The organism is Geomonas diazotrophica (genome assembly GCF_018919385.1).
Taxonomy (GTDB): Bacteria; Desulfobacterota; Desulfuromonadia; order Geobacterales; family Geobacteraceae; genus Geomonas; species Geomonas diazotrophica.
Map to the genome: position 1 here is coordinate 193757 of NZ_JAHLMF010000008.1, position 26676 is coordinate 220432.

General features: G+C 60.9%; 22 protein-coding genes and 4 tRNA genes. 12 read left to right on the plus strand and 14 right to left on the minus strand.

Annotated elements, in window-relative coordinates; all coding sequences use genetic code 11:
• Positions 1 to 149 precede the first annotated feature (149 nt).
• From KOM00_RS10835 to KOM00_RS10845, 3 genes are all read right to left on the minus strand, one after another.
• The gene (locus KOM00_RS10835) at positions 150 to 1133 is read right to left on the minus strand and encodes a biotin--[acetyl-CoA-carboxylase] ligase (protein WP_216498932.1); all 984 of its coding nucleotides are present in this window, start codon (positions 1131 to 1133) and stop codon (positions 150 to 152) included.
• Positions 1130 to 1960, minus strand: a complete 831-nt coding sequence (nadC, locus tag KOM00_RS10840; protein ID WP_216498933.1) for a carboxylating nicotinate-nucleotide diphosphorylase — start codon at positions 1958 to 1960, stop codon at positions 1130 to 1132. The genes KOM00_RS10835 and nadC overlap by 4 nt, the downstream gene beginning before the upstream one ends.
• 88 nt (positions 1961 to 2048) lie before the next feature.
• Positions 2049 to 2567, minus strand: coding sequence for a DUF4124 domain-containing protein (locus KOM00_RS10845; RefSeq protein WP_216498934.1), 519 nt, complete (start codon positions 2565 to 2567; stop codon positions 2049 to 2051).
• 143 nt (positions 2568 to 2710) lie between these two features.
• Between KOM00_RS10845 and KOM00_RS10850 the strand changes: the two genes are divergently transcribed.
• Both KOM00_RS10850 and KOM00_RS10855 read left to right on the plus strand, forming a co-directional pair.
• Positions 2711 to 3733, plus strand: coding sequence for a cytochrome c3 family protein (locus KOM00_RS10850; protein WP_216498935.1), 1023 nt, complete (start codon positions 2711 to 2713; stop codon positions 3731 to 3733).
• 180 nt (positions 3734 to 3913) lie between these two features.
• On the plus strand, positions 3914 to 4657 hold the full coding sequence (locus KOM00_RS10855; RefSeq protein WP_216498936.1) for a DUF72 domain-containing protein: 744 nt from the start codon (positions 3914 to 3916) through the stop codon (positions 4655 to 4657).
• A gap of 2 nt (positions 4658 to 4659) precedes the next feature.
• Here KOM00_RS10855 and KOM00_RS10860 read toward each other — a convergent pair whose 3' ends face one another.
• The 11 genes from KOM00_RS10860 to KOM00_RS10910 all read right to left on the minus strand — a co-directional run bounded on the left by KOM00_RS10860 (position 4660) and on the right by KOM00_RS10910 (position 18416).
• Positions 4660 to 5184, minus strand: coding sequence for an intradiol ring-cleavage dioxygenase (locus tag KOM00_RS10860; protein WP_216498937.1), 525 nt, complete (start codon positions 5182 to 5184; stop codon positions 4660 to 4662).
• A gap of 28 nt (positions 5185 to 5212) precedes the next feature.
• Positions 5213 to 5764, minus strand: coding sequence for a YaeQ family protein (locus tag KOM00_RS10865; protein ID WP_216498938.1), 552 nt, complete (start codon positions 5762 to 5764; stop codon positions 5213 to 5215).
• A gap of 263 nt (positions 5765 to 6027) precedes the next feature.
• Positions 6028 to 6696 carry a YkgJ family cysteine cluster protein gene (locus KOM00_RS10870; protein WP_216498939.1) on the minus strand — a complete coding sequence of 223 codons (669 nt, stop codon included), beginning with the start codon at positions 6694 to 6696 and terminating at the stop codon, positions 6028 to 6030.
• Positions 6697 to 6861: 165 nt separating this feature from the next.
• Entirely contained in the window at positions 6862 to 7410 is a 549-nt protein-coding gene (gene pyrE / locus KOM00_RS10875) for an orotate phosphoribosyltransferase (RefSeq protein ID WP_216498940.1), read from the minus strand.
• Positions 7407 to 8828 carry an amidophosphoribosyltransferase gene (gene purF, locus KOM00_RS10880; protein WP_216499086.1) on the minus strand — a complete coding sequence of 474 codons (1422 nt, stop codon included), beginning with the start codon at positions 8826 to 8828 and terminating at the stop codon, positions 7407 to 7409. Before purF ends, pyrE begins: the two co-directional genes overlap by 4 nt.
• A gap of 114 nt (positions 8829 to 8942) precedes the next feature.
• Complete coding sequence (locus tag KOM00_RS10885) at positions 8943 to 9767, minus strand: phosphoribosylformylglycinamidine synthase subunit PurQ (protein WP_216498941.1); 825 nt, start codon at positions 9765 to 9767, stop codon at positions 8943 to 8945.
• Positions 9768 to 10025: 258 nt separating this feature from the next.
• Positions 10026 to 13016: a phosphoribosylformylglycinamidine synthase subunit PurS gene (locus tag KOM00_RS10890; protein WP_216498942.1), complete on the minus strand. Its 2991-nt coding sequence runs from the start codon at positions 13014 to 13016 to the stop codon at positions 10026 to 10028.
• Positions 13000 to 14088 carry a mechanosensitive ion channel family protein gene (locus KOM00_RS10895; protein WP_216498943.1) on the minus strand — a complete coding sequence of 363 codons (1089 nt, stop codon included), beginning with the start codon at positions 14086 to 14088 and terminating at the stop codon, positions 13000 to 13002. The genes KOM00_RS10890 and KOM00_RS10895 overlap by 17 nt, the downstream gene beginning before the upstream one ends.
• Positions 14081 to 15376 carry an adenylosuccinate lyase gene (gene purB / locus KOM00_RS10900; protein ID WP_216498944.1) on the minus strand — a complete coding sequence of 432 codons (1296 nt, stop codon included), beginning with the start codon at positions 15374 to 15376 and terminating at the stop codon, positions 14081 to 14083. Before purB ends, KOM00_RS10895 begins: the two co-directional genes overlap by 8 nt.
• 87 nt (positions 15377 to 15463) lie before the next feature.
• Positions 15464 to 16234: an MBL fold metallo-hydrolase gene (locus KOM00_RS10905; protein WP_216498945.1), complete on the minus strand. Its 771-nt coding sequence runs from the start codon at positions 16232 to 16234 to the stop codon at positions 15464 to 15466.
• Between the two features lie 115 nt (positions 16235 to 16349).
• Positions 16350 to 18416: an ATP-binding protein gene (locus KOM00_RS10910; protein WP_216498946.1), complete on the minus strand. Its 2067-nt coding sequence runs from the start codon at positions 18414 to 18416 to the stop codon at positions 16350 to 16352.
• A gap of 279 nt (positions 18417 to 18695) precedes the next feature.
• Here KOM00_RS10910 and gap point away from each other — a divergent pair, with 279 nt between their 5' ends.
• From gap to KOM00_RS20905, 10 genes are all read left to right on the plus strand, one after another.
• Positions 18696 to 19691, plus strand: coding sequence for a type I glyceraldehyde-3-phosphate dehydrogenase (gene gap / locus KOM00_RS10915; RefSeq protein WP_216498947.1), 996 nt, complete (start codon positions 18696 to 18698; stop codon positions 19689 to 19691).
• Between the two features lie 74 nt (positions 19692 to 19765).
• Positions 19766 to 20965, plus strand: coding sequence for a phosphoglycerate kinase (locus tag KOM00_RS10920; protein WP_216498948.1), 1200 nt, complete (start codon positions 19766 to 19768; stop codon positions 20963 to 20965).
• Between the two features lie 200 nt (positions 20966 to 21165).
• Positions 21166 to 21921 (plus strand): triose-phosphate isomerase, encoded by a 756-nt coding sequence (gene tpiA, locus KOM00_RS10925; RefSeq protein WP_216498949.1) that lies wholly within the window; start codon positions 21166 to 21168, stop codon positions 21919 to 21921.
• A 78-nt stretch (positions 21922 to 21999) separates the two neighbouring features.
• The gene (secG, locus tag KOM00_RS10930) at positions 22000 to 22404 is read left to right on the plus strand and encodes a preprotein translocase subunit SecG (RefSeq protein ID WP_216498950.1); all 405 of its coding nucleotides are present in this window, start codon (positions 22000 to 22002) and stop codon (positions 22402 to 22404) included.
• Between the two features lie 60 nt (positions 22405 to 22464).
• A tRNA-Leu gene (locus KOM00_RS10935) sits at positions 22465 to 22551 on the plus strand.
• Positions 22552 to 22724: 173 nt separating this feature from the next.
• Positions 22725 to 22811: transfer RNA gene (locus KOM00_RS10940), tRNA-Leu, on the plus strand.
• Positions 22812 to 23107: 296 nt separating this feature from the next.
• The gene (locus tag KOM00_RS10945) at positions 23108 to 23596 is read left to right on the plus strand and encodes a ferritin-like domain-containing protein (RefSeq protein WP_216498951.1); all 489 of its coding nucleotides are present in this window, start codon (positions 23108 to 23110) and stop codon (positions 23594 to 23596) included.
• Positions 23597 to 23759: 163 nt separating this feature from the next.
• Positions 23760 to 23846: transfer RNA gene (locus KOM00_RS10950), tRNA-Leu, on the plus strand.
• A gap of 64 nt (positions 23847 to 23910) precedes the next feature.
• Positions 23911 to 23986 (plus strand) — tRNA-Ala (locus tag KOM00_RS10955).
• Positions 23987 to 24287: 301 nt separating this feature from the next.
• Complete coding sequence (locus KOM00_RS20905; RefSeq protein ID WP_216498952.1) at positions 24288 to 26675, plus strand: PAS domain-containing sensor histidine kinase; 2388 nt, start codon at positions 24288 to 24290, stop codon at positions 26673 to 26675.
• The last annotated feature ends 1 nt before the right edge of the window (position 26676 follow it).

Sequence of the window (26676 nt, forward strand, 5' to 3'; positions counted from 1 at the left end):
AAAACCAAAGCAAGGCTTTAACGCAAAGTCGCAGAGGCGCCAAGCCGCAAGGAAAATCTTTTTTTAAACGCAAAGAAGCAGTTATCTTGCCTCTCCTTGGCGACCCCGCGCCTTTGCGTCTTTGCGTTAATGCAGTTTGCCTTTCTGGTTTAAACCAGTGCGACGTCGCCGGAGAGCACGGTCTCCACCTTGCCGTCGGACAACTGCACCAGGAGCGCACCGAAGGAATCCACCCCCTGCACCATCCCCACGAACTCGCGCTCCCCCTGGCTCACCTTGACGTTGCGCCCCTTGATGGCGGAGCGCTCGAGCCATTCGGCACGCACCGGCGCCTCCCCCTCGGCCAGGAACACGTCGTAAAGCCGGTCCAACTCGAGGAGAAGCGCCCTTGTGAAGGCGAGCCGGTCCACCTCGGCGCCCCCCTCCTCCAAAAGCGAGGTGGCCGGGTGGCGCAAAAGCGACTCGGATATGGAGGACATGTCCAGGTTGAGGTTCACCCCGATACCGAGCACCACGAAGTTGACCTTCTCGGTCTCCGCATTCATCTCGTTCAAAAGGCCAGCAACCTTTTTACCGTTGATCAGGATGTCGTTGGGCCACTTGATCTGCGGTTTGAGACTCGTGCAGCTTTCGATGGCGCGGGCAACGGCGACCACGGAGAGAAAGGTGAGCTGACAGGCGGCCATCGGGGCGATGGCGGGACGCAGCACCACGGAGCAGTACAGGTTGACACCGGGGGGCGAAAGCCAGATGCGCCCCAGCCGCCCCTTGCCGGCGGTCTGGGCGTCGGCGATGACCACGGTCCCTTCCGCAGCCCCCTCTTCGGCCAGCTTGAAGGCGACCTGGTTGGTGGACTCCGTTTCCTTGAGACAGATGATGCTGGAACCGATCCTCGTGGTGGCGAGTCCTGCAGAGAGATCCAACTGGGTGAGAACTTTGGGTGAAGAGAGCAACCGGTAACCCTTGGAGGGGACGGCTTCGATCAGGTACCCGCTGGCGCGGAGCCCCTTGACGTGCTTCCAGACTGCGGTTCGCGACACCCCCAGGAGGCGGCTCAGCGCAGCGCCGGAAACCACCCCGTCGCCGGAGCGGAACAGCCCGATGATCCTGCCGTCTACCCCGGAGTCTTTCAAACGCCCTCCATCAGCATTGAGATGTCGGTCGCACGTACCGAGTGGGTGAGCGCTCCGACCGATATGATGTCCACACCGGTCTGGGCTATGGACCTGATCGTTTTCAGGTTCACCCCCCCGGACGCTTCGACCAGCGCCCTCTTGTTTATGATCTGCACGGCCTCGGTCATCTGCTCCAGCGACATGTTGTCCAGCATGATGATGTCGGCACCGGCCTGAAGCGCCTGCTTCACCTCGTCCAGGTTCTCGGTCTCCACCTCGATCTTCAGGGTGTGCGGGATGTAGGCGCGAGCGGCGGCCACCGCCTCGGCGATGCCGCCGGCGGCTGCGATATGGTTTTCCTTGATCAGCACCCCGTCGTAGAGGCCGGTACGATGGTTGGTCCCTCCCCCTACCCGCACCGAGTACTTCTCAAGGACGCGCAGACCGGGGGTGGTCTTCCTGGTATCGACCACGCGGGCACCGGTTCCTTCCAGTTCCTTCACGTAGGCGGCGGTCTGGGTGGCGATGCCGCTCATCCTCTGCAACAGGTTCAGAGAAACCCGCTCCCCCTGCAAAAGCGTCGCGGCGTCCCCCTCCATCACGGCGATGATGTCACCTTGGTTCAGCCGGGCCCCGTCCTGGAAGTGCGCGGTGAAAACGATGTCGGAGTCGAGCCTGGCAAAGACGCGGCGGGCCACATCGATCCCCGAAAGAACCATATCCTCCTTGGCGACGAGTCTCGCGCGCATGCGGCGCGGCTTTTCGAGCACGGAGAGCGTGGTGATGTCGCCGGTGTGGATGTCCTCGGCAAGGGCGTTGTCTATTATGTTATCGATTTGGTTCATATAATACGGATTCTCCCTGAGTTAAGCGGCAGTTTTTTATAGCACAGCTTAACTAGGCCCGCAACCGCTAATAAATTCCGCCAGAAAGCTACTGACGCCACTCTACGGGCACCCCGGCCTGGGCGGCGGCAAGCTCGAGCGCAGCGATCCGGTTCAGCATGTCGCTGATCTTGGCGTCGACGGCGGAAACCTGTGCCTCCATGGTGTTAACAGCCTCCCGGTCCCGGGAGCGATGGAAGATGGTGTGCTTGCGGCGCAGTTCGACCAGTTGCTGCTCCTTGCCGGCGCGCTCGTCCTGGAGGGTCTTCAATTCGATCCGCAGCGCCCTGAAGCGCTCGCGCCACCAGCTTTCGTCGTGTCCCCCCGGCGCGGTCATCGGGGGGGGCGCCGGCCGGGAGACCGACTCGGTACCCGGCGACACGACGGCCGGTGCGGAATCGGAGACATCCACCCGGTGCGCCTTATCGCGGTACTGCTTGGGGATGTTGGTGCGGTTGTCGGTGAAGTGAACCACGCCCTCGGCGTCGGTCCACTGGTAGAAGGCGCCTCTCGCCGGGGGAGGCGCAAGAAGAGAAACAAGAAAAAGGGAGAGCAAAATCGTTTTCATCTTCCCTCCTATTACAAGGCCTAAAAGGGCCAAACATAAAAAACAATCAATAGTTTTGAATTGACGATGACCTTTGCGATGTGTATATTATCCCGGCTATTGCCTCTAATGGGTAGCAAATAAACAGCCAGAAGGAGTGTACCATGCAGTTTCGCCTCGCCTTGCTTATGGTTCTTATCGTCTGCGCGTCACCGGTTGCGCTTTTTGCCAAGGAGACCAAAGACGTCAAGTTTCCTCTTAAGAACGGGGACGCCGTTGTCTTCAGTCACGATGTACACCTGCTGAAATATAACAACAATTGCAGGATCTGTCACAACGCTATCTTCGATCTGAAGGCGAGACGGCACTTCACCATGGCCGAAATGGAAAAGACCAAGTCCTGCGGTGCCTGTCACACCGGCATCAAGGCTTTTAGCGTAGCCGATGAAAAGAGCTGCGTCAAATGTCACAAGGGCAAGCCGCGCAACGTAGAGTTCAAGATCAAGGGTCTGGGCCAGACCACGTTCAGCCACTCCGTCCACTTGGCCAAAGTAAGCGACGGCTGCAAGTCCTGCCACAACGGCACCGTGATCACCGGCAAAGAAGGGCGCGTGACCATGGCCCAGATGGAAAAGGGCAAGACCTGCGGCGCCTGCCACAACGGCAAGAAGGCCTTCACCGTCGCCGGCAACTGCGGCAAATGCCACGCCGGCATGAAGCCCCGCGAGATCACCTGGAAAGCCAAAGGGGTGACCGACGCCAAGTTCAGCCACGACTTCCACCTCGAAGCCTTCACCTGCAAAGACTGCCACACCAAACTCTTCGCCTTCAAGGCCGGCGCCAAGCACTTCACCATGGCGGACATGCAGAAAGGCAAGTCCTGCGGCGGCTGCCACAACGGCAAGGAAGCCTTCACCGTAGCCGGTGACTGCAACAAGTGCCACAAAGGTTACAAGCCCGGCCAGGTCATCTTCAAGAACGAGGGGGGCGAAGTGAAGTTCAGCCACGACTTCCACCTGGAAGCCTACAAGTGCGCTGACTGCCACAACAAGATCTTCCCGATGCAGGCCGGTGCCAAGCACCACACCATGGGCGACATGGAGAAGGGGATGTCCTGCGGCGCCTGCCACAACGGCAAGGACGCCTTCACCTCCAACGGCGACTGCGACAAGTGCCATAAGATGTAACGAGCAGCAAAAGATGAACACCAAGGCGGGACCCAACGGGTCCCGCCTTTTTTTTGCCCCCTCTCCGCCGGAATGCTGGCCCACTTCGGGACATCAGGTATACTTGCCAGGTTTGAAAAAGCTAATCACGTCTGCCTGTCACGTCGCATGGTCCGCAACTTGTATACGAGGGGGATCATCATGGCAAAGCTCTACCTGGGCTGCAGCGGCTTCAGCTACAACCACTGGCGCGGCAACTTCTATCCTGTGGAACTCCCGACCAGACGCTGGTTCGAACATTACCACTCCGTCTTCAATACCGTGGAGCTCAACGTAACCTTCTACCGGATCCCGACGGTGGCCATGTTCAGGCATTGGTACGAGGAGAGCGGGCAGAGTTTTTCCTTTGCCGTGAAAGGGAGCCGCTACATCACGCACATCAAGAGACTGCATGACATAGAAGGCGCCCTCGCCAAGTTCTTCGCCCCGACCCGCGAATTGCACGAGAAGCTGCAGGTGGTGCTCTGGCAGCTCCCGCCGCAGTTCAAGGTAGACATGGGCAGGCTGGAACGCTTCCTGGACTTGGTCGCGCCGTATCACGGCAGGCACGCGCTTGAGCTCAGAAACGAAAGCTGGCTAACCGACGCGGTGGTGAGCCTCTGCCGCGACCGCAACGTGTCGCTCTGCATGGCGGATCATCCGAGCTTTATCGACGCGCCGCCGGTCACGGCGGACTTCGTCTATATCAGGCGGCATGGCATGGAGGGGAGCTACAACGGGTTCTACACCAATGAGCAATTGGTAAAGGACGTGGTGCGGATAAGGAAGTACCTGAGCCGCGGCTTGGACGTGTACATCTATTTCAACAACGACGCGGGTGGCGCGGCACCGCAAAACGCCAGAGACCTGGCGACCATGCTCCAGGCGCCGCTCGACAAAGAGTAGCTCTAGCGGACTCCCCTCCCGGGCCGGATCAGCTCATCGCCCCGGCCTCCCGACTTCCCTCCATCCTTCCCTTCCGGAACCAGCACCAGGTCCACCTGCGCCCCTTTCGCCCCCCGTTTCGGGTAATGCTGCGTCACCAGTCCCTCGAACTCCCTCACGTCCACCAGGATGTGGATGTGCGGCGGGCGGTTGGCGTAGGGAACGGCCGGGAAGGTTTGCAGGCGGTAGCGCCCCTTGCTGTCGGAGTAGACGGTGGCGCGATAGGCGTCGTCGTAGCGGCCGTCGGGACCGGCCTGCCAGAACTCTATGCGAGCCTTGGGGATGGGGGAACAATCAGCGGAGGAGCGGACAGTTCCGCTCAGGCGGTAGCCCTTGCCGATGGTGTCGCGAACCGGCGCGTTGGGGCGGTAGAAGGGGCCGATCTCGTCCCAGGGGGTGGGTGTGCAGGAGCCGGCGAGGGCAGAGGACGAAGGGGCGTGGAGCAGGAGCAGCAGGGACAGGGAAACGATTTGACGAGGCATCGACATGGTGTGTTCCCTCCTCTCCTCCCCACTTTTATCCTGCCAAGGGAGGACCGCAAACACGTTCCACAGTGGTCTCCATGGTCTGTTCGCCGGCCGTGAGGTAGATGTTCCCCTCTGTGACAGTGACTGACCAGTTGATTACCCGTTCCAGTTTAGCAGAAAGCAGACTTAGGAACTTGAAATCGATAGTGAACAGGGAAAGGTTTTTGATGCCGGCCAGCTTTTGTTGGTGCTGCGCGATCCAACGACCGACGTTTGAACCGAAGGCAAGCAAGACCGCACGCTCTACATGGCGGCACGACTTGGCGAGCCGGTCGGGATCGGGTTGCCCCACCTCGACCCAAAGTCGCACCCTCCCGTCCGGCCCTTTGCTCCAGAGATCCGGCTCGTCGCCGGAGCCGACCCCCTTGCTGAACGCGAGATCCTCCTCGTAGCACAGTGCATAGGCCAAAAGCCTTGTCAGCAGCCGCTCCGCGGTTTCGGAGGGATGCTGGGCGATGGTGGTCTGGATGTCGGCGTAGATCTGGCGGTCCAGATCCGACAGTTGCACCGACGCGCGGTAAATCGTGGAAGGCAGAGCCATTAGTCATTCCTTTTCAAAATAGGTAGGTACCCTCGTCCACTGTAGGGGCGAATAATCATTCGCCCCCTCAGTCGCGGCCATTGTCTCTCATGGCATCGGCGTCGGTCGGGCACCAGCGCAGGGCAAATGGTTATTTGCCCCTACAGCAGGAAAAGGCGCTTCAGCCCACCTCAGTCGCGGCCACTGTCTCTCATGGCATCGGCGTCGGTCGGGCACCAGCGCCGGGCAAATGGTTATTTGCCCCTACAGCAGGAAAAGACGCTTCAGACCCCTTTCCGTGCCCAGCGCTTCCAGTCGAACCCATCGAAGTCGATCATAAGCGCCGTAGGGATCAAGGTGTCCAGCTCGCTCATTCTGCGCCCCAGGAACCTCTCGGTGAAATCCCGAAAGAGCGCCACCTCCTCCCGGAGTATGGAGTCGAAAGGAGCAGTCAGCCCGGGAAGGGTGAGCGGGTCCACGTCGGTGAAGTTCATGGTGCACCACTCCTCGTGCATGACCTCCCCCTCTACGTCGACCAGCGGGATGCCGTGCAGCCGGCAGGTCATGGGGCGATTCTCGTAGACCAGGCAGCGGCCGTCATCCCCCAGGAGCACGCAGGGCGTCTCGTCCTCGTCCGGCATGAGGAGTTCCCAGTCCTCCTCGGGCCGGTAGTTCAGCACGAAGGGGTGGTCCAGCTCAGGCCACTGCTCCCGCGTCAGCGCAAGCCGATCCCGGCACTTCGCCAGCACCCGTTCCTTTACCTCATCAGGGAGCAGGTCGAACCCACGCTTTAGGTAATACGCGTCCAGCAACGTGATGTCGAAGGTGCCACGGCAGCACGATGAGCAGCCGCTCCGGCAGGCAATGTGCTCAGGGTAGGACGCCATGCAGCGGGCGAACCAGTCATCCACCTGCGCCAGCAGCTCTCGATTGCGATTGAGGAGTTCTTGCATAAGATCAGTCAGTCCATATCCCTTCCCCCGCAGGGTGAGGGTCAGGGAGGGGGCAGGTATTACCGCCCACCACCGGGGGGAGGGAGTAGCCCATGTGCAGCCGGAAAAACAAAGGCGGCAATGGAATTATTGCCGCCTTCGATGCAAACGATCTGAATCCTGCAGTTAGGCGAGGATCTCGGCCTTGGTGAAGATGGACTTCAGCCAGTACCCTTCTGCCTCGATGTTCTCGCGCCCGCCTTCCTCGCGGTCAACGAGGGTGACCACACCGAGCACCACCAGCCCTTCCTCTTCAGCGCGTTTGATCGCCTTCAGCGAAGAACCGCCGCTGGTCACGACGTCCTCGACGATGACGACCTTGGCGCCGGGCTTCAGGTTCTTGCGCCCCTCGAGCCAGGCGCCGGTGCCGTGCCCCTTGGGCTCCTTGCGGATGATGAAGCCCGGGACCGGTTTCCCCTCCAGGAAGCTGACCACGGAGGTCGCGGTGGCGATCGGGTCGGCGCCCAGCGTGAGCCCCCCTACCCCTTCAACCCCTTCTACGTCCTTGATCGCGTCAAAGAAGAGCTTACCGGTCAGGTAGCCGCCCTCGGGGTGCAGCGTGGTCTGCTTCCCGTCAAAGTAAAAGTCGCTCTGACGACCGGAAGCCAAGGTCACGTTCCTCTTCTCGTAGGACAGCTCGATGATGATCTTCTTCAGCCTTTCCTTTTCGCTCATTTCTTGACGTTCTCCTTTTCGAATAGTCCCATTTGCGGCTCTTCGAGCAGACGCGGGAATTTAACCGGATAGCCACCGGTAAAGCAGGCGGTGCAGAAGCCGGCGTTTTTGGCGCCGACGGAAGACATGAGACCTTCTTCGGAAAGATAACCGAGCGAATCGGCGGTTATGTAGCGGCGGATCTCGTCGAGGGAGTGGGACGAGGAGATCAGCTCCTTGCGGTTGGGTGTATCGATCCCGTAGTAGCAGGGATAGCTGGTCGGGGGCGAGGAGATGCGGACATGCACCTCGGCGGCGCCGGCGTTCCTGATCATCTTGACGATCTTTCTCGAGGTGGTACCGCGCACGATGGAGTCATCGATGACCACGACGCGCTTCCCCTTGAGCACCTCGCGCACCGGGTTCAACTTGATCTTGACGCCGAAGTGGCGGATCGCCTGCTGCGGTTCGATGAAGGTACGACCGACATAGTGGTTGCGGATCAGCCCCAGCTCGAACGGGATGCCGGACTCCTCAGCGTAGCCGAGCGCAGCCGGGACGCCGGAATCGGGGATCGGGATGACGATGTCGGCGTCGACCTTGTGCTCGCGGGCCAGTTGGCGCCCCTGCTCCTTGCGCACCTGGTACACGTTCTGCCCGAAGATATGGGAGTCGGGACGCGCGAAGTAGACGAACTCGAAGATGCAGGGGGTCGGATCGGCCTTCTTGAGCGGGAAGAAGGAGGTCAGGCCGTTCTTGTCGATGACGATCACCTCGCCCGGCTCGATCTCGCGGATGAATTCGGCGTCGATCAGATCGAGGGCGCAGCTCTCGGAGGCGACCACGTAGGCGCTCCCCTGGCGCCCAAGGCACAGCGGGCGGAAGCCGTTCGGGTCGCGCGCAGCCACCATCCGGCTCTCGGTCAAAAAGAGCAGGCAGTAGGCGCCCTGGATCCGGTTCAGTGCGTCGGTGAGGCGGTCCAGGAGGGAGTTCGCCTTGGAGGTGGCGAGCAGGTGGACGATGATTTCCGTGTCCATGGTGGTCTGGAAGATGGATCCGTAGGCTTCCAGCTCGTCCTTGATGATCTGGGCGTTGACGATGTTGCCGTTGTGAGCCACCGCGATGGAGCCGCGGGAGTAGTCCACGTTGATGGGCTGAACGTTCTTGATCACCGAGGACCCGGTGGTCGAGTAGCGCACGTGGCCGATGGCGGACCGGCCGGGCAGGGTCTTGAAGATTTCCGGGTTGCCGAAGACGTCGGCGACGAGCCCCATGCTTTTATGTGCGTGCAGATTGCTACCGTCCGAGGAGACGATGCCGCAACTTTCCTGTCCCCTGTGCTGCAAAGCGTAGAGACCGAGGTAAGTGAGGTTCGACGCCTCCGGGTGGTTGAATACACCGAAAATGCCGCACTCTTCTTCGGGCCTGCGCATCATCATTTCTTCCACGACTGCTCCTTATAGAAACTGCTTGCCTGTCGATCTCTGTTGTATTCCGGCACCACTTCATCCCCCGTAAGGGGGGAGGACCCTCCCTTCGGGGGCGGGAAGCCCTTAGAAGTTCTCTTTCACGTATTTGGCCGCGTTCTTGAAGAAGATCAGCCCTTCGCCCTCTTCCGGCAGTTCCTCGCGGGTCCAGCGCGGGTGCTGGGTGCGATGCACGAACGCTTCCGGGTGCGGCATGAGCCCCATGATCCTTCCGGTCTCGTCGCAGACGCCGGCGATGGCGTTCACCGAACCGTTGGGGTTCTCGGGGAATTCCATGGTCGGGGCCGCGTAGTTCTTGTCGGAGTACTTGAGGCAGGAGAGATGCTTCGCCTCTATGGCCTCCAGGGTCTTGGCATCGTCCACCAGAAACTTTCCTTCGCCGTGACGCACCGGGAGATAAACGCCCCCCTCGATGCCGCGGGTGTACAGCGACGGGGAAGCGGGGTCGACCTTCAGGTAGCACCAGCGGTCCTGGAAACGGCCGCTCGCGTTGTAGGTCAGGGTCACGGTCTGCTTCAGGTAGTTGCCCGAGAGGGCCGGAAGCATCCCCATCTTCACCAGGAGCTGGAAACCGTTGCAGACCCCGAGGATCAGCTTGCCGTCGGCGATGAAGCGGGTGATCTGGTCCACCAGGCGCTCTTCTTTGCCTTCCACGGCAGCGTAGCGCAGGCGGTTGGCCTGGGCCTTGGCGCTCCCGAGGTCGTCGCCGTCCAGGAAGCCGCCGGTCAGGTTCAGGAAGTGGTAATCGTCCAGGCTCACCTCACCGGTCAGCAGTTCCGCGATATGGGCAATGCGCGCCTCGTCGAATCCGCCCAGCTTGCAGGCGTGAGCCGCCTCGGTTTCGCAGTTGGTGCCGTTGCCTGTTATGACAAGCGCTTTAGCCTTGGTCATCAATAAAGTCCTCTATCGGATGGTTAGTAGCGGGCACAGCGGTTCTCATTATTGCACAACCCGCTTTTTTTCTGCATATAAAAGATTCGCGATGCAAGCTGTCCAGAGATCCACGTCCTCCCTCTCCCGTCGGGAGAGGGCCGGGGTGAGGGCGTTGGCAACTGCGTTGTCCTCACTTCGTGGCACCCCCCTCACCCGGCCTTCGGCCACCCTCTCCCGGAGGGCGAGGGAATGGGGTAGAAGCGGGCGCAGGATCGCCTACAGGTCCTTGAGCGGCTCCTGCCAGGCGGCCTTCAGCTCGGCGTTCTGCGCGTTTACCACCACGCTCCCGGAAAGCCCCTTCACCTTCAGAACCGGCTCGGCGGTCACCGCGCCGATCCTGGCACAGGGGGTACCGGCCATCGCCTTCTCGAACTCCGCGGCCTTCTCGGCACGCACCGTCACCAGCAGACGGGAGGCGGACTCGGAGAAGAGGAGCGCGATGTCACTCTTCTCTGCGGCGTCCCCCTTGAACGGCACCTGGGCCAGGTCGAGTTCCATGCCGAAACCGCCGGCAAAGGCGCTCTCGGCAGCGGCTACCGCAAGGCCGCCGTCGGAGAGGTCGTGGCAGGAGGCGACGAGGCCCGCCTTGAGCGCGGCGCCGTAGGCGCGGTAGCCGGCAAGGGCAGCCTGCGCGTCGACCTTGGGCACGTTGTTGCCGACGAACCCTTTCTGCGCCAGGTACTCGGAGGCGCCCAGCTCGTTGGCGGTGGCGCCCAGGAGGTACACCTGGTCGCCGGCGCGCTTTACGTCCATGGTGACGGCGAGGCGCGCGTCCTCCATCTTGCCGATGACAGAGAAGAGCAGGGTCGGCGGGATGGAGATCTTGGTGGTGCCGTCGTAGAAGTCGTTCTTCATGGAGTCCTTGCCGGAGATGAGCGGCATGGAGAAGACGGTGCAGTAGTCGTAGAGGGCCTTGTTGGCGCGCACCAGCTGGGCCATCTTGTAGGGGCCGTCCGGAGTCCTCTCGGAGAGGACCGGGTCGCACCAGCAGAAGTTGTCCAGGCCGGCGACGAGGTCGAGCGAGCCCCCGACCGCGACGTAGTTCCTGAGCCCCTCGTCGATGGCGTTGGCCGCCATGTCGTACGCGTCGATGTCGCTGTAGCGCGGGCAGATGCCGTGGCCGACCACCACCCCCTCGAAGGAGTCAAGGATGGGGCGCACCACCGCGGCGTCGGACGGGCCGTCGTTGTCCACGCCGGTGAACGGTTTCACCACGGAGCCCCCCTGGACCTCGTGGTCGTAGCGGCGCACCACGCTCTCCTTGGAGCAGATGTTCAGCGAGGAGAGGAGCGCCTTGACGTCGCCGGTGTAGTCGGCGGAGGGGGCGAGCTTCGGCTCCTCGTGCACCGGCTTTTCCCAGCGTGCCGGGATCTGCATCGGCGGCAGCCCCGCGTGCATGAAGGAAAGCGGCAGGTAGGCAACGGTCTTGTCGCCGTAGAGCATGTGGAAGATGCCGGAATCGGTGAAGGTACCGAGCACGGTCGCCTCGACGCCGTAGCGCTTGGCCATCTCCATGAACTCGTCGATCTTCTCGGGCGGAACGGCGAGGCTCATCCTCTCCTGCGCCTCGGAGATCAGGATCTCCCAAGGAGCGAGGCCCGGGTACTTGAGCGGCGCCTTGGAGAGGTCGAGCTGGCAGCCGCCGCACTCCTCGGACATCTCGCCGATCGAGGAGGAAAGCCCCCCCGCACCGTTGTCGGTGATGAAACGGTACAGCGCCTTGTCGCGGGCGCGGATCAGGAAGTCGAACATCCGCTTCTGGGTGATCGGGTCGCCGATCTGCACCGCGGAGACGGGCGAGTTCTCGTTCAGCTCCTCCGAGGAGAAGGTGGCGCCGTGGATGCCGTCCTTGCCGATGCGGCCGCCGGTCATCACGATCAGGTCGCCTGGGATGATCTTCTTCTGGTGGGAGGGCTCACCCTTGATGGTGGCGGGCATGAGCCCCGCGGTGCCGCAGAAGACCAGCGGTTTGCCGGCGAAGCGCTCGTCGAACACGAGGGAGCCGTTCACGGTCGGGATGCCGCTCTTGTTGCCGCCATGCTCCACCCCCTCGACCACACCTTCGTAGATGCGGCGCGGGTGAAGGAGACGCTTGGGGAGCTCCTTCTCGTAGAAAGGATCGGCGAAGCAGAAGACGTCGGTGTTGAAGATGAGCTTCGCCCCCTTGCCGGTGCCGAACGGGTCGCGGTTGACGCCGACGATGCCGGTGAGCGCCCCGCCGTAGGGATCGAGAGCGGACGGCGAGTTGTGGGTTTCCACCTTGAAGACCAGGGACCAGTCGTCGTTGAACTTGATGACGCCGGCGTTGTCCTTGAACACGGAGAGGCAGTAGTCCTTGTCGCCCTGGGCGGCGCGGACGTCGGCGGTGGTCTTCTGGATGTAGCTCTTGAAAAGGGAGTTGATCTTCTCGGTGTTCCCCTGGCCGTCGTCGTAGGTCACGTCGGCGGAGAAGATCTTGTGCTTGCAGTGCTCGGACCAGGTCTGGGCCAGCGCCTCCAGCTCGACGTCGGTCGGGGCAGCGCCAAGCCCGAGGCTCTTGCGCGTCTCAACCACCTTCGGATCGCGGTAGTGCGCCTGGATGATCTTCATCTCGTCCAGGGTGAGAGCCAGCACGCCGTCGCGGCTGATCCTCATCAGCTCCTCGTCGGAGATTTCGAGGTTGATGGTGTTGACCTCGGCCTTCGCCTCGACCTGCACCTTGGGCACGAAGGGAGCGACGCCCCCCTGGGCCTTGAAGGTGGCCGCGTCCAGGATCTGGTAACGCTGGATCAGCGTGTTGCACAAAAGACCGGTGGCGATCTTCTCTGCGTCGGCCTGGGAGAGCTTCCCGGTGATCAGGTACTGCACGGAGGTGTACACCCCCTCCCCTGCGGCCAGCGGGCGCCCCAGGAGGTAGCCGATCGCCTCGCCGGCGGTGCGGCCGACGTTGTCGGTGACGCCGGGGCGGAAGCCGACCTCGACCAGGTAGTCGAACCCAGCGGCGGCGGGCTTGTCGATCGAGTAGTTCTGGATGACCGGGTCGCTGAAGGGACCGGCGGCAACCTGGGCCAGTTCCTCCGCGGAGAGCGGCGCGTCGACCGTGTAGACGTCGATGGTGCGCACCTCGGCCACTTCGAGGTGGAGGAAGTGTTCGATCTCGCGCTTGATCCGCTCGCCGCGCGGGTCGCGAACCTCGTCCTTAAGGGTGATCTCAATCCTGTGGGGCATTGTTGGTGTCCTTTTCATGGATAACCGTACGCGTCGGGTACGGGATGTTGATGCCGTTGTCCTGGAAGCACTGCAGGAGGGCGCTGTTGATCTGGTCGGTGGCCGCCACGGTGTGGGTGTAGTCGGCGACCCAGAAGAAAAGCGAGAGGTTCAGCGAGCTGTCGCCGAAGTTCATGAAGAAGGCCTCGGGCCCGGGCTCCTGGAGCACGGCCGGGGCCGAGAGAGCGGTCTGCACCATCAGTGCCTTGGCGCGCTCGACATCGCAGCCGTAGCCGATGCCGACGTTGACCCGCCCCTTCACCCTCACGTCCGGGAAGGCCATGTTGACAAGGGTGGAGTTGCACAGCTCGGAGTTCGGGATGATCAGGAAGGTGTTGTCCGCCCCCTTGATCTTGGTGCTCCTGAGACCGATGTCGATCACGTCCCCCACCTGGGTCCCGAGCTGAATGCGGTCCCCGATCCTGAAGGGGCGGTCGATCATCAAGGTGAAACCGGAGACCATGTTGGCCAGGGTGTCCTTGGCTGCGAGGCCGATGGCCAGGGAGCCGACGCCCAGGGCGGTGACCAGCGACAGGATGTCGTAGTTGAAGTGCTTGAGGGTGATGATGAGCGCGGTCACCACCAGGAAGATGGTGCAGAGCTTCTCCACCAGCGGCATGATCTGCCGGCTCACCTCTGCCCCGGCCACCCGCGCCCCGTACGCCCTCAACAGCTCGTCGAGCACGCGGTAGGCGATCACGGTGAGGATGGTGATGTTCACCACGAACAGAAGCCCGGCGGCCGCGATGCCGACCTTGTCGTGCAGCGGCAGGCGCCTGATGGCCAGGTACAGGCCCGCGCAGTTGACCAGGAGCATGGCGGGCCCGGAGACCCGCTCGAGGATCCTGTCGTCGAGATCCGTCTCGGTGGCGGCGCACAGGCGGGTGCCGATCTTGGCGATCAGCACCTGCAGGAGCCTGGAGAGGAGGTAGAAGACGGCGATGATGCCGACGGAAATGAGCGCCTGCTTGGCCCAGAAGAGATAGAACGGGTCCATCTCGTCCGGTTTCAGGTAGTACAGGAGGCTATCCACCAAAGACCCTCGTGAAAATGGTGTCGACATGCTTCATGTGGTAACCAAGGTCGAACGCTTCCTTGATCTCCTCGGCGGGGAGGAACGAGGTGACTTCCTCGTCGTTCAGAAGCTCGGTCTGGAAGTCCTTCCCCTCTTCCCACACCTTCATGGCGTTTCTCTGCACCAGGGCGTACGCCTTCTCGCGGGAGGCGCCCGCCTCGGCGAGCTTTAACAGCACGCGCTGGGAGAAGATCAGGCCGCGCATCTGGTTCAGGTTGCGCATCATGTTTTCCGGGTAGACCACCAGGTTCTCGATCAGGCCGATGGCGCGGTTCAGCATGAAGTCCAGGGTGACGGTCGCGTCCGGGCCGATGATGCGCTCAACGGAGGAGTGGGAGATGTCACGCTCGTGCCAAAGCGGCACGTTCTCGATCGCGGAAAGGGCGTAGCCACGGATCAGGCGGGCCAGGCCGGTCAGGTTCTCGGACAGGACCGGGTTCCTCTTGTGCGGCATGGCGGAAGAGCCCTTCTGCCCCTTGCTGAAGAATTCCTCGGCCTCGAGCACCTCAGTTCTCTGCAGGTGCCTGATCTCGACCGCGAACTTCTCGATCGAGGAGGCGATGATGGCGAGGGTGGTGAAGTATTCGGCGTGGCGGTCGCGCTGCAGCACCTGCGTGGAGCAGGGAGCCGGCTTCAGGCCCGCCTTCTTGCAGACGTACTCCTCGACCTGCGGGTCGATGTTGGCGAAGGTACCGACGGCACCGGAGATTTTGCCGTAGGAGATTGTCTCCAACGCGGACTCCATGCGCTTCAGGTTCCTGGCCATCTCATCGTACCAGAGCGCCATCTTGAGGCCGAAGGTAACCGGCTCGGCGTGGATGCCGTGCGAACGGCCCATCTGCGGGGTCATCTTGTGCTCGTAGGCGCGCGTCTTGATCACGGCCATGAGGCGCTTGATGTCGGAGATGATCAGTTCGCCCGCTTCCTTAAGGAGCATGGCGAAGGAGGTGTCGAGGATGTCGGAGGAAGTAAGGCCCAGGTGAACAAAGCGGGAGTCGTCGCCGATGTAGTCGGCAACGGAGGTGAGGAATGCAATGACGTCGTGCTTTACGGTGCGCTCGATCTCGTCGATGCGCGCCACATCGAAGCTCGCCTTGGCCCTGATGCGGGAGACCGCCTCTTTCGGGATACGCCCCATCTCGGCGTGGGCCTCGCAGGCGTAGATCTCTATCTCGAGCCACTTGGCATAGCGGTTTTCGGGCTCCCAGATGCGGGTCATTTCAGGACGGCTGTAACGTTCGATCACGAATTCTTCCCCCTTGCTGAATTGTCTTTATTTTTTATGGCAAAAACAGGAGCATCCCCCTCCGCCGGGCGAAGGGGGGTGCGAAAGTCACGCTGAGAATACGCCGCTTACCTGGTGCTGGCACCCCAGGAAGAGATCGGGGCCGCACAGGTTCTGGCGGTCCAAAAGTCCGCGCGCCGCGGAAAGGGCCAGCGCCGGGTCGTTGTTCACCTCGGAGAGATGGGAGAGAAAGACCCCCTGCAGGTCGCCATGCAGGAGTTCCTCCAAAAGGTTCGCCCCCTCCGCGTTGGAGAGGTGCCCGTGGCGGGAGCGGATGCGCTGCTTGAGATGCCAGGGGTACGGTCCGTCCTGCAGCATCTGCTCGTCGTGGTTGAATTCGAGCACCAGCGCGCGGCACCCCTTGAGCTTCTCCTGGGTGAGCCGGGTGGCGATGCCGAGGTCGGTGGCGAAGCCGATGCACCCCTCCCCGCTCTCGATCCGGAAGCCGACGGGATCGCAGGCGTCGTGGGTGACCGGGAAGGGATCGATGGAAACTCCCTTGAAGACGAAGGGGACGCCCGCCTCGAACTCGACCAGCTCGGCCTTGCCGATCACGTGGTGCGCCGCCTGCAGCATCCGGCTCGAGCCAAGCACCGGGATTTTCAGACGCCGGGCCAGCGTGCCGACGCTGCGGATATGGTCGGTGTGCTCATGGGTGACCAGGATGCCGTCCAGCGTGGCGGCATCGACGCCGATGGAGGCAAGCCGGATGGCGGTCTCCCGACCGGAGAGGCCGGCATCGATCAGCAAACGGCAGGAATCGGTCTCCAGAAACAGGGAATTCCCCTTGCTGCCACTTGCCAAGAGGCTGAGCCTCATGCATCCCTCCAAAGTTGCGCGATTCAGCCCGAAAAGGGGCTCATGATCGGCAGAAAAACCTTATTTTTATACAGGAATTGGGTGGCAGATTCAAGATGAAGTTGCTGAGATTTGGTTAACGCAAAAGCCTGCTGTAGTCGGTGCTCCCCTCGTTCAACCCGGGGGCTACGGGGAGCAGGATGTGGAAGGTGGAGCCGGGGAAGCGCTCGGGGTTGTAGCCGGTGGACTCCACCCAGATCTCGCCGCCGTGCATGTCGACGATCCCCTTGGCGATGGAGAGCCCGAGCCCCGCCCCCTTGGCCTTGAAGGCGACCTTGCCGCTGGAATGCTCCTGGATGTTCCCCACCTCGTAGAACTTGTCGAACACGCGCACCTGATCCTCGCGGTCGATGCCGATGCCGGTGTCGGTCACGGTGATCTCCAGGAACAGGTGGTGTTCGCGCCCTTCGCCGCGTCCCGAGGGTCCGCGCAGCAGGTACTTGGCCGAACTGGAGACCGTGATGCGGCCGCCGTCCGGGGTGAACTTGATCGCGTTGCCGAGGATATTGGAGAGGAGCTGCATGAGGCGCAACGCGTCGCCGCGGATGCTCGGGAGCGACTCGTCGAGGTTCAGCACCACCTCCTGCTTTCTCATGGAGAAGAAGAAGCGCAGCTCGTTCACCGACGCCTCGATCAGGCGGTTCAGCTGGATGTCCTCGACCTTCAGCTGCAGCCGCTTCTCGTCGATCATGGAGACGTCGACCATGTCCTTGATGATGTTGTCCAGGCGCGCCGCCGCGTTGGCTATGTTGACCACCATCTCCAGGACGGTCTTGTCGACCTTGTCGGCCAGGTCGGTGGTGATCAGCTCGGAGTACCCCATGATCACCGTGAGCGGGGTCTTCAGTTCGTGGGAGGCGAGCCCCAGGAAGGAATCTTTCATCCGGTTCAGGCGGGCCAGGTCGGCCGAGCTCTTCTCCAGGTTCAGGATGATCTCGCGCTCGCGGGTCACGTCGCGGAAGATCGCCTGCACCAGCGTCTCGGAACCGCTCTTGATGCTGGAGGCGTGCAGCATGGCGACCATGGCGCCCCCCTCCTTCCGGGATAGCTGCATCTCCTCGGCTATGTGTGCCCCTTCGGCAGCCTCGCGGAAGATCCGGTGCACCTTGGGGATGTTGCTGATGTTCAGGAGCAGGAGCATCTTGGTGAGCGGCAGCCCGACCAGTTCCTTCGCCTCGTAGCCGAAGAACTCCTCGGCCATCTTGTTGACCATGCGGATGGACTCGTCGGCCCCGATCACCACGATGGCGTCACTTGCGTCCTCCATCAATGACTTGTAGAGCTCCTCGGAGCGTTCCAGGTCTGTGGAGAGCTTTTCCAGCTTGCGATAGGAAGCCTGCAGCTCGTCAAAGGTCCGCTCCATGTCCTGGTAGTTCTTCTTGATCTCGGCGTCCCTGTTCTTCAGGAACTGGGACATGATGTTGACGTTACGGGCAAGCTCGTTGAACTCGTAGACCTGAACCTCGCCGATATGGGTGTCGAAGGCCCCTTCGGAGATCTGCTTCACACCCTTGAGCAGCACGGAGATGGGCTGCATCACGTATCTCTTCATGAAGAGCATGATCAGGGTGAACGAGGTGACCAGGGAGATTGCCAGCAGGAACAGGGTCTTCAGCACCATCCCCTTCATCTTGTCGAAGACGACCTGCTCGCTGAAACCGACGTGCGCCTGGGCCAGCGGCTTGCCGTAGGGGCTCATGACCATGACGGCGTTGTCGTAGTAGGAGTTGGTGGAGCCGTCCACGGTCATGGAGATGCGGCGCTTGTAGACCGGCTCTTCTCCGAGCCGCGTCTCCTCCTTCTGGGACTCCTGGATGGGCATGGCCATGAAGCGGGGATCGCTGGCGAAGAGCACCTTGCCGTTCAGCTCGGTCACCATGCAGTAGGCGATGTCCGGGTTTCCTTCGATGATCTCCCGGCACTTCTCGGACACACCGGTCATGTCCTTCAATTCCAGACCGAGGTTGATGACCTTCTCGATGTTGGATTTGAGGGCGACGGCAAGTCCCTTGGAACGCAGGCTGAGTGCGTTCACCTGGTCCTTGCGCAACGCCATTATGTCCATACCGGAACCAATGAAGATGGTGAGGAAGAGGATCAGGAAGGAGAACAGTAAGATGCGTTTTTCCAGTGTCATTTTCATCTATAGTCTATTCCAGCAACGGCGTGGACGAAAGAAATGCGCATCATGGGCCACGCCAGCATAATTGATATACCGACAAAAAGTCAATTATTATGTGGATTTATTCACCGATAAATTTTCCAGCTCAAGCACGCGAATCAGCGCGGAAAGTGTCGCTGCTCAGGCCCATTGTCGCTATCGACGGGATCGGAAAAAGCTTGAATAAAATCTTGACGGGTCCCGGTTCGGCTGTTAGTATCCTTCAATTGTGAAGGAATACTTAATTAACAGGAGGGGGACATGGCTTTAAGAGTAGCTGTTAATGGATTCGGCCGTATTGGACGTTGTGTACTCAGAGCTGCTGCACAGTCGCAAGATTTCGAATTTGTTGCAATCAATGACCTCACTGATGCTAAAACGCTGGCGCACCTGTTAAAGTATGACTCTGTTCATGGCAAGTTCCCCGGCGAAGTTTCGGTAGACGGTGACCAGCTTATCGTCAACGGCAAGGCCATCAAGGTTCTGGCGGTGAGAAACCCGGCGGAACTCCCCTGGAAAGACCTCAAGATCGACATCGTGCTCGAGTCGACCGGCCTGTTCACGGCACGCGAGAAGGCCGCCCAGCACCTTACCGCCGGTGCCAAGAAGGTCATCATCTCCGCACCCGCCACCGACCCGGACCTCACCGTGGTCCTGGGCGTCAACGACAAAGAGTACGACAAGAACAAGCACCACATAGTATCCAACGCTTCCTGCACCACAAACTGCCTGGCGCCGGTCGCCAAGGTCCTGCAGGACAGCTTCGGCATCGAGAAGGGGCTGGTCACCACCGTCCATTCCTACACCAACGACCAGAACATCCTGGACCTGCCGCACAAGGACCTGCGCCGCGCCAGGGCCGCCGCCCTCTCCATGATCCCGACCACCACCGGCGCCGCCAAGGCGGTGTCCCTGGTGCTGCCGGCCCTCAAGGGGAAACTGGACGGCATGGCCATCCGCGTGCCGACCCCGAACGTCTCCGTGGTCGACCTGGTCGCCACCCTCGCCAAGCCGACCGACGCGCAGCAGGTGAACGCGGCGCTGAAGGCCGCCGCCGAGGGGCCGCTCAAGGGGATCCTCGGTTTCTGCGAAGAGCCGCTGGTCTCGTGCGATTTCAACGGCAACACCCTCTCCTCGATCGTCGACGCGGCCTGCACCAAGGTGATCGACGGCAACATGGTGAAGGTCATCTCCTGGTACGACAACGAGATGGGCTTCTCCAGCAGGGTCGTGGGCCTCATGAAAATACTGTTGTAGCCTGAGCCAACAGAAGGTAAATTGCGGGGGGAGAGTTCTCCCCCCGTTTATTTTTAATGTGTCTAGGAGGAGTCATGTCAATTCGTTACATCGATGAAATCGAAAGCCTTGCCGGAAAGAAGCTGTTCATGCGTGTCGACTTCAACGTGCCTTTGGACGACAACCAGAACATCACCGAGGACACCAGGATCCGCGCCGTGCTGCCGACCCTCAACTACGCTCTCGACCAGAAGGCCAAGATCGTCCTCGCCTCGCACCTTGGGCGCCCCAAGGGGGAGCGCAAGGAGAAGTACTCGATGGCCCCCGCGGCCAAACGCCTCTCGAGGCTTTTGGGCAAGGAGGTGAAGCTGGCCTCCGACTGCATCGGTGACGAGGTGCGCGCCATGATCGACGCCATGCAGCCGGGCGACGTGGTCATGCTGGAGAACGTCCGCTTCTATGCCGGAGAGGAGAAAAACGACGTTGACTTCGCCAAGGCCCTGGCCAACGGCTGCGAGGTGTACGTGAACGACGCCTTCGCCGTGTCGCACCGCGCCCACGCTTCCGTCGAGGCTATTACCGACTTCTTCCCCGTGGTGGCGGCCGGGTTCCTGATGAAGAACGAGATGAACTACTTCGAGAAGGCTATGAAGAACCCGATCCGTCCGCTGGTCTCCATCCTCGGTGGCGCCAAGGTCTCGGGCAAGATCGAGGTACTCGAGAACCTGTGCGACAAGGTGGACAAGATCATCATCGGCGGCGGCATGGCCTTCACCTTCCTGAAGGGGATGGGCTACAACGTCGGCAAGTCCCTGGTCGAGGACAACCTGATCGAGACCGCCATGAAGACCTACGAGAAGGCGCGCGCCAAGGGGGTCAAGTTCTATCTCCCGGTCGACTGCGTCGTTGCCGACCAGTTCAACCCGGCCGCCGAGACCAAGGTCTGCCCGATCCAGGAGATCCCGGAAGGGTGGATGGCGCTCGACATCGGCCCCGCCACCGTGGCTCTCTTCACCGAGGCGCTGCAGAACGCGAAGACCATCGTCTGGAACGGCCCGATGGGCGTCTTCGAGATGGATGCCTTCTCCCGCGGCACCTTCGCCATGGTCTCCGCCGTGGCCAACTCCTACGCGCTCACCATCGTCGGCGGCGGAGACACCGACGTCGCGGTGCACCGCGCCGGTGAGTACGCGAAGATCAGCTACATCTCCACCGGCGGCGGCGCCTTCCTCGAACTCCTCGAAGGGAAGAAGCTCCCCGGCATCAAGGTACTGGAAGACAAGGGGCACAAGTAAGACAGGTTGAGGTCAAGGTTGAGGTTGAGAAAAGGGCGCAGCTTCCCCCCTTTCCTTGACCTCGACCTCAACCTTAACCTGATTTTTGTGACAGGTTGAGGTCAAGGTTGAGGTTGAGAACTGTGCGCCGCTTCCTGCCTCTCGCCTTCCTTCCTTAACCTCAACCTAAACCTTAACCTGATTTTCTGGAGGGGACTTAGATGCGCAAACCGGTCATAGCAGGAAACTGGAAACTATATAAGACAAAGGACGAGGCGCTGGCCCTGATAGAGGAGTTGGCACCGCTGGTCGCCGGGGTGGACAACGTCGAGATCGTGGTGGCGCCCGTGTTCACCGTGCTCCCCACCCTCCCGGCCGCGCTCGCCGGCACCAGCATCAGCCTTGCCGCCCAGGACGTTTTCTGGGAAGAGGAAGGCGCCTTCACCGGGGAAGTGTCGCCGCGTATGCTGCTCGACGCCGGCGCAAGCCACGTCATCATCGGGCACTCCGAGCGCAGGCAGTACTTCGGCGAAACCGACCAGACCGTGAACAAGAAGATCAAGGCGGCGCTCAAGGGGGCCCTCGTTCCCATCTTCTGCATCGGCGAAACCCTCGATGCACGCGAAGCGGGCGACACCTTCAAGGTGCTGGAGCGCCAGGTGCGGGGTGGCCTGGAGGGGTTGACCGAAACCCAGTTCGCCCCCGTGATAATCGCCTACGAACCGGTCTGGGCCATCGGTACCGGCAAGGTCGCCACCGACGAGCAGGCCCAGGAGGCGCATGCCTTCGTGCGCGGGGTGGTCGCCAGAATGTTCAGCCAGGCCGCCGCCGACAAGGTCAGGATACTGTACGGCGGGTCGGTGAAGCCGGACAATGTCAAAGGCCTCATGGCCTCTCCTGACATAGACGGCGCTCTGGTGGGGGGCGCAAGTCTCAAGGGCGCCTCTTTCGCCTCAATCGTCCGTTACGGCGAATAATCTCTTGGTTATTTTTTGCAAATATGCTAAAAAGTCTCTTTGGCAGTCTCTTGAACAATCTCGGAGGTTAGTTTTTTAATGACTATTTTACTGGTAACCCTGCACGTCATCGTCTGTTTCGCCCTCATCATTGTCGTTCTGCTGCAGTCCGGCAAAGGGGCCGAGATGGGCGCATCCTTCGGCGCCAGCGGCAGCCAGTCCGTGTTCGGTGCGGGCGGCGGCAACACCTTCATGAGCAAACTGACCACGTACGCTGCGGTCATCTTCATGCTGACCTCCCTCTCCCTGGCCTTCGTGTCCGGCAAGGGCGGCGGTTCTTCCATCATGTCCAAGGCACCCAAGACCAAGCCGGCTCCCATGGGCGGCATGCCGCTGCAGCAGCCGATCAAACCCGCAGCGCCCGGCAACGCGGCAGCTCCCGCGGCTCCTGCCGCCCCGACTGCACCCGCTGCTCCTGCGGCACCCGCAGCTCCGGCAAAGTAGTTAATTAGAAATTTGCTGTTGACATCTCCTTCGAGAGATGTTAAAAACTTGGTTCTTCTTGCCGAAGTGGTGGAATTGGTAGACACACCATCTTGAGGGGGTGGCGGGCGATAGCCTGTACGAGTTCGAGTCTCGTCTTCGGCACCATCCAAACATCGAAAGCGTCCTTCTCCACGAGACAGGACGCTTTTTTTCGTCCCGGTTCGTGAGCTTAGCTCCCTTCCCTGCTCCAGTCCCGGCATGTATCGTAAAAAGTGCCGCCACTAAGCTCTTAGCGCTTGACTTCAGCTTCAGCAGATGATAAAAACTGGGTTCTTCTTGCCGAAGTGGTGGAATTGGTAGACACACCATCTTGAGGGGGTGGCGGGCGATAGCCTGTACGAGTTCGAGTCTCGTCTTCGGCACCACACAAACACAGCGCTCCAGCTTTTCAGCGGGGGCGCTTTTTTTGTTTATGCTTCCCTCTCCAGTCGGCACCTGTCATAAACCTCCCCCCCTCCAATTACAACCACTACTGGTGGCGACCGCTTTCCCTTTTGATGACAATGCTTCACGCATTACACGCCCTCCATCTTCTTTATTCGCCACCTCCCCTCCCCCACTGACATTGCCCCCTCAAAGTGGTCCGGTTGACAACCAAAGAACACCCCATATAATGTTTACACCGACGATTTAATGATATTCAAGGGAACAGGAGGTGTGAATGAAAGACATGCAAGATGCACTGAAACAGGCGATTCAAACTGAAAAGAATGCGATGAACTTCTATCAAATCGGCGCACAGCATATGAAGGATACGGAAGCCAAGAGGTTGTTCGAGCAGTTGGCGCGGGAAGAGAAGGAACACGCTGCACAGTTCTTCAAGGCCTATCGCGGCAACGACCTCGGCTCCTTTGAAGAGTTCATCACCGCTCCGCCGCAGAACGAGGCGCTTTGGGTGACCTCGATCCAGAAGGCCATCGACTCCGATTTCACCGAACAGAAAGCCCTCGAGTACGCGATGGAAAAGGAAACCCACCTGGAGAAGGCCCTGAGGGAAACGGCGGGGAGAATCACCGACCCCGGCATCAAGGAGATCTTCCTCTGGAACGCCAACGAGACCCACAACCACTTCCTCACCATCGAGGCGGAGTACGCCAGGCTGATGGCTATGGTCGACGAATCCGACATGGATACCTACGTCAGGGAGTAGTCCTCAGGCACCGACAGCTGAATCTTGAGGGGGGCGTAAAGCCCCCCTTTTTACATCACGCGTTTTTTTCGATATTTAGGGTTACGGCCAAAAAAGTTAATCATTCAAGTCATTTTTTTCTTGCACCGAAGCGCCTCCTTTGCTATAAGTAGGTCTCTCGCAAGCCGGAGTGGCGGAATTGGTAGACGCGCTAGATTCAGGTTCTAGTACTCGCAAGGGTGTGCTGGTTCGATTCCAGTCTTCGGCACCAAAAGATCAAGAGGTTGGGCTTTAGCCTAACCTCTTTTTTCTTCCTTCGATCCGCGAGAAGCAATGGGGCTGTAGCTCAGTTGGGAGAGCGCTTGAATGGCATTCAAGAGGTCGTCAGTTCGATCCTGATCAGCTCCACCATCAACCCAGGCGGGGTCCGGTAAATTGCCGGACCCCGCTTTTTTTTACCCAAATCCCCAGCCCCTGCCACACCCACTGCCGTCCCACCTTCCGCCATCCTGGCAAGCAGCTATTGACCCCGTGGAATTTCAGCGCATTGCCTCCCTCTTCAGCCCAGATATAATTACCGAGTTTTAATCTTCCAACGCAATCCGGCAAGCCTTGTGCGAGCCTAACACTCGCGGCTCCATTGACCAAAAGGCGGATCATGGTGACCTCTCGGAGCGGTATATTCAACAGGCCGGACAGGCCCCTCTACGCTGTGATAGTCATTGTTGCCGCCCTCCTCGGCCTGCTCAACGTCGTGGTCTATTTCTTTGCTCCGGCGACCAGGTACGAAGTGGTGCAGTGGTATCTGCCGACGGTGCATGCCTTCGTCGCCCTTTGCTCCATCTGTGTTGCCTTCCTCGCCTTGGGGCGGCACCAGGTCCTCAGGTATCCCGGCCCCTTCTGGATCGGGATCGCGTACCTGGCCCATTCCATCTTTTCCATCCTCCGCCTGTTGGTATTCCCGACACTGCCGGGAGATCGGGGCATCATCGATACCCTGCCGAGCGTTTCCCCCTGGCTGGTGAACCTGCAGATGGCCACCTTGGCCGCCTGCATCATAGCCGCCCCGCACACTTCGGTCCCCCGTGACGGACGTTCCGCCTGGATGCTGGCAGTGACAGCCGTCGGATCCGTCGTCTTGGCCGGTATTGCCGTAGTGAAGCTCGATCACGCCCTCCCCGTCATGGTGATAGCCGGCAGATTCACGGAGGCGGAGGTCGCCCTGCTGCTGTTCCTATCGGCGATGCTTTTTACCAGCGCCGTGGTGTCTGCCGCCACCTATCTCGACACCGGGGACCGCCTCTTCGCCTACACCGCGTTCTCGCAGTTGGCAGCCACCTCGTCGGTCGCCATGAACGCGCTTGGGGCGAACTGGTTCAACCTCCCCTTCTATCTTGGCCGCAATATCGTCGTCATCGGGGCCCTGGTCATGCTGTTCGGTCTCCTTGCCGATTACGTGCGACTGGCGCGCATGGAGCAGGAAAAGAGCCGGGAACTCGCCAAACGGTCGGAGGAACTGGCGCGCAGCGAGGAAAAGCTCCGCTACAACGAGGCCACCCTGCAGATGGCTATCAACGTCACTGGCCTTGGCACCTTTGAATTCGAGCCGCAGACCGGGAAGCTCACCTGGTCGGCTCAGGCCAAGAAAAACTTCGGGCTGGCGCCTGAGGCCACGGAAAGTTACGAACTGTTCCTGGCGGCACTCCACCCGGAAGACCGCGAGGAGGCCCAGGAAGCGCTCAAGAGGGCACTGCAGCCCGGCAGCGACGGTTTCTACCAGGCGGAATATCGGGCCGTGGGCATTCAGGACGGCAAGGAACGCTGGCTCATGGCCAGGGGACGGGTTTTTTTCGATCCAGCCGGAGCGCCCACGCGCGTGATCGGGACCACCCTCGACATCACCGGGCCGAAGAAAGCGGAAGCCCGCCTGCGCCGGATCTTCGACTCCGGCATGATCGGTCTGATCTACTGGAACATGCACGGGGACATCCTGGACGCCAACGACGCCTTCCTGAAGATGCTGGGGAGGAGCCGTGCCGAGTTGGCAGCAGGAACGATCAAGTGGAGCGACCTTACCCCGCCCGAATTCGACGCGCTGGACCAGTATGCCCTGGACGAACTACGGGCCACGGGCCTGGACACGCCGTATGAAAAGGAGTTTTTCCGCAGCGACGGCACCAGAGTCCCGGTCCTGATAGGCGCGGCGACCCTGCCGGAAGCACCGGAGGAAGGGGTCGGCTTCGCCCTGGACATGACGGAACGCAAGAGGGCCGAGGAGGAGGTGCGCAAGGCGAGAAACAGCCTGGAATTGCGGGTGCAGGAACGAACCGAGGAACTAAAACGCGCCCTGCAACACCTTAGAAGCGAGACCGAGGAGCGGATCCGGGCGGTCGAGGAACTGAGGGTCAGGGAGCAGATGCTGATGCAGCAAAACCGTCTGGCTGCCATGGGTGAGATGCTGGTCAACATCTCGCACCAGTGGCGCCAGCCCCTAAACGTGCTCGGGCTCATACTGCAGAACCTCGCCAGGAGCTACGAACGGGGCTCCCTGTCCGTTGAGGTGGTGCGCAAAAGTGTCAGCCGCGGCACGGAGCTCATCGAACACATGTCTAAGACCATCGAAGACTTCTCCGCGTATCTGAACCCGGACAAGACCAAGCTCTCCTTCGACGTCGGCGAGGTGATAAACAAGGCTGTGTCGATGGTGAGGGAAACCCTGCATGGCATCGAGCTGGAAGTGCACAGCCCGGACCACCCCGTGTTCGCGGAGGGCTACCGCAGCGAATACGCGCAGGTGGTGATCAACATCCTGGTCAATGCGCGTGATGCGCTGCGCGAGAAATCCGTCCCCCAAGCAAAGGTCTCGATCAGGATCAGCAGGCAAGGCGACAAAAGCGTGGTGACCATCTCGGACAACGCAGGAGGCATTGCCGCAGACGTCCTGGACAAGATCTTCGATCCCTATTTCACCACCAAGGAACCAGGCAAGGGGACCGGGATCGGCCTGTTCATGTCCAAGGCCATCATAGAGAAGAGCATGGGCGGTAAACTGACGGTGGAAAACACCGGTGACGGCGCGGAATTCAGAATCGAGGTTTGAC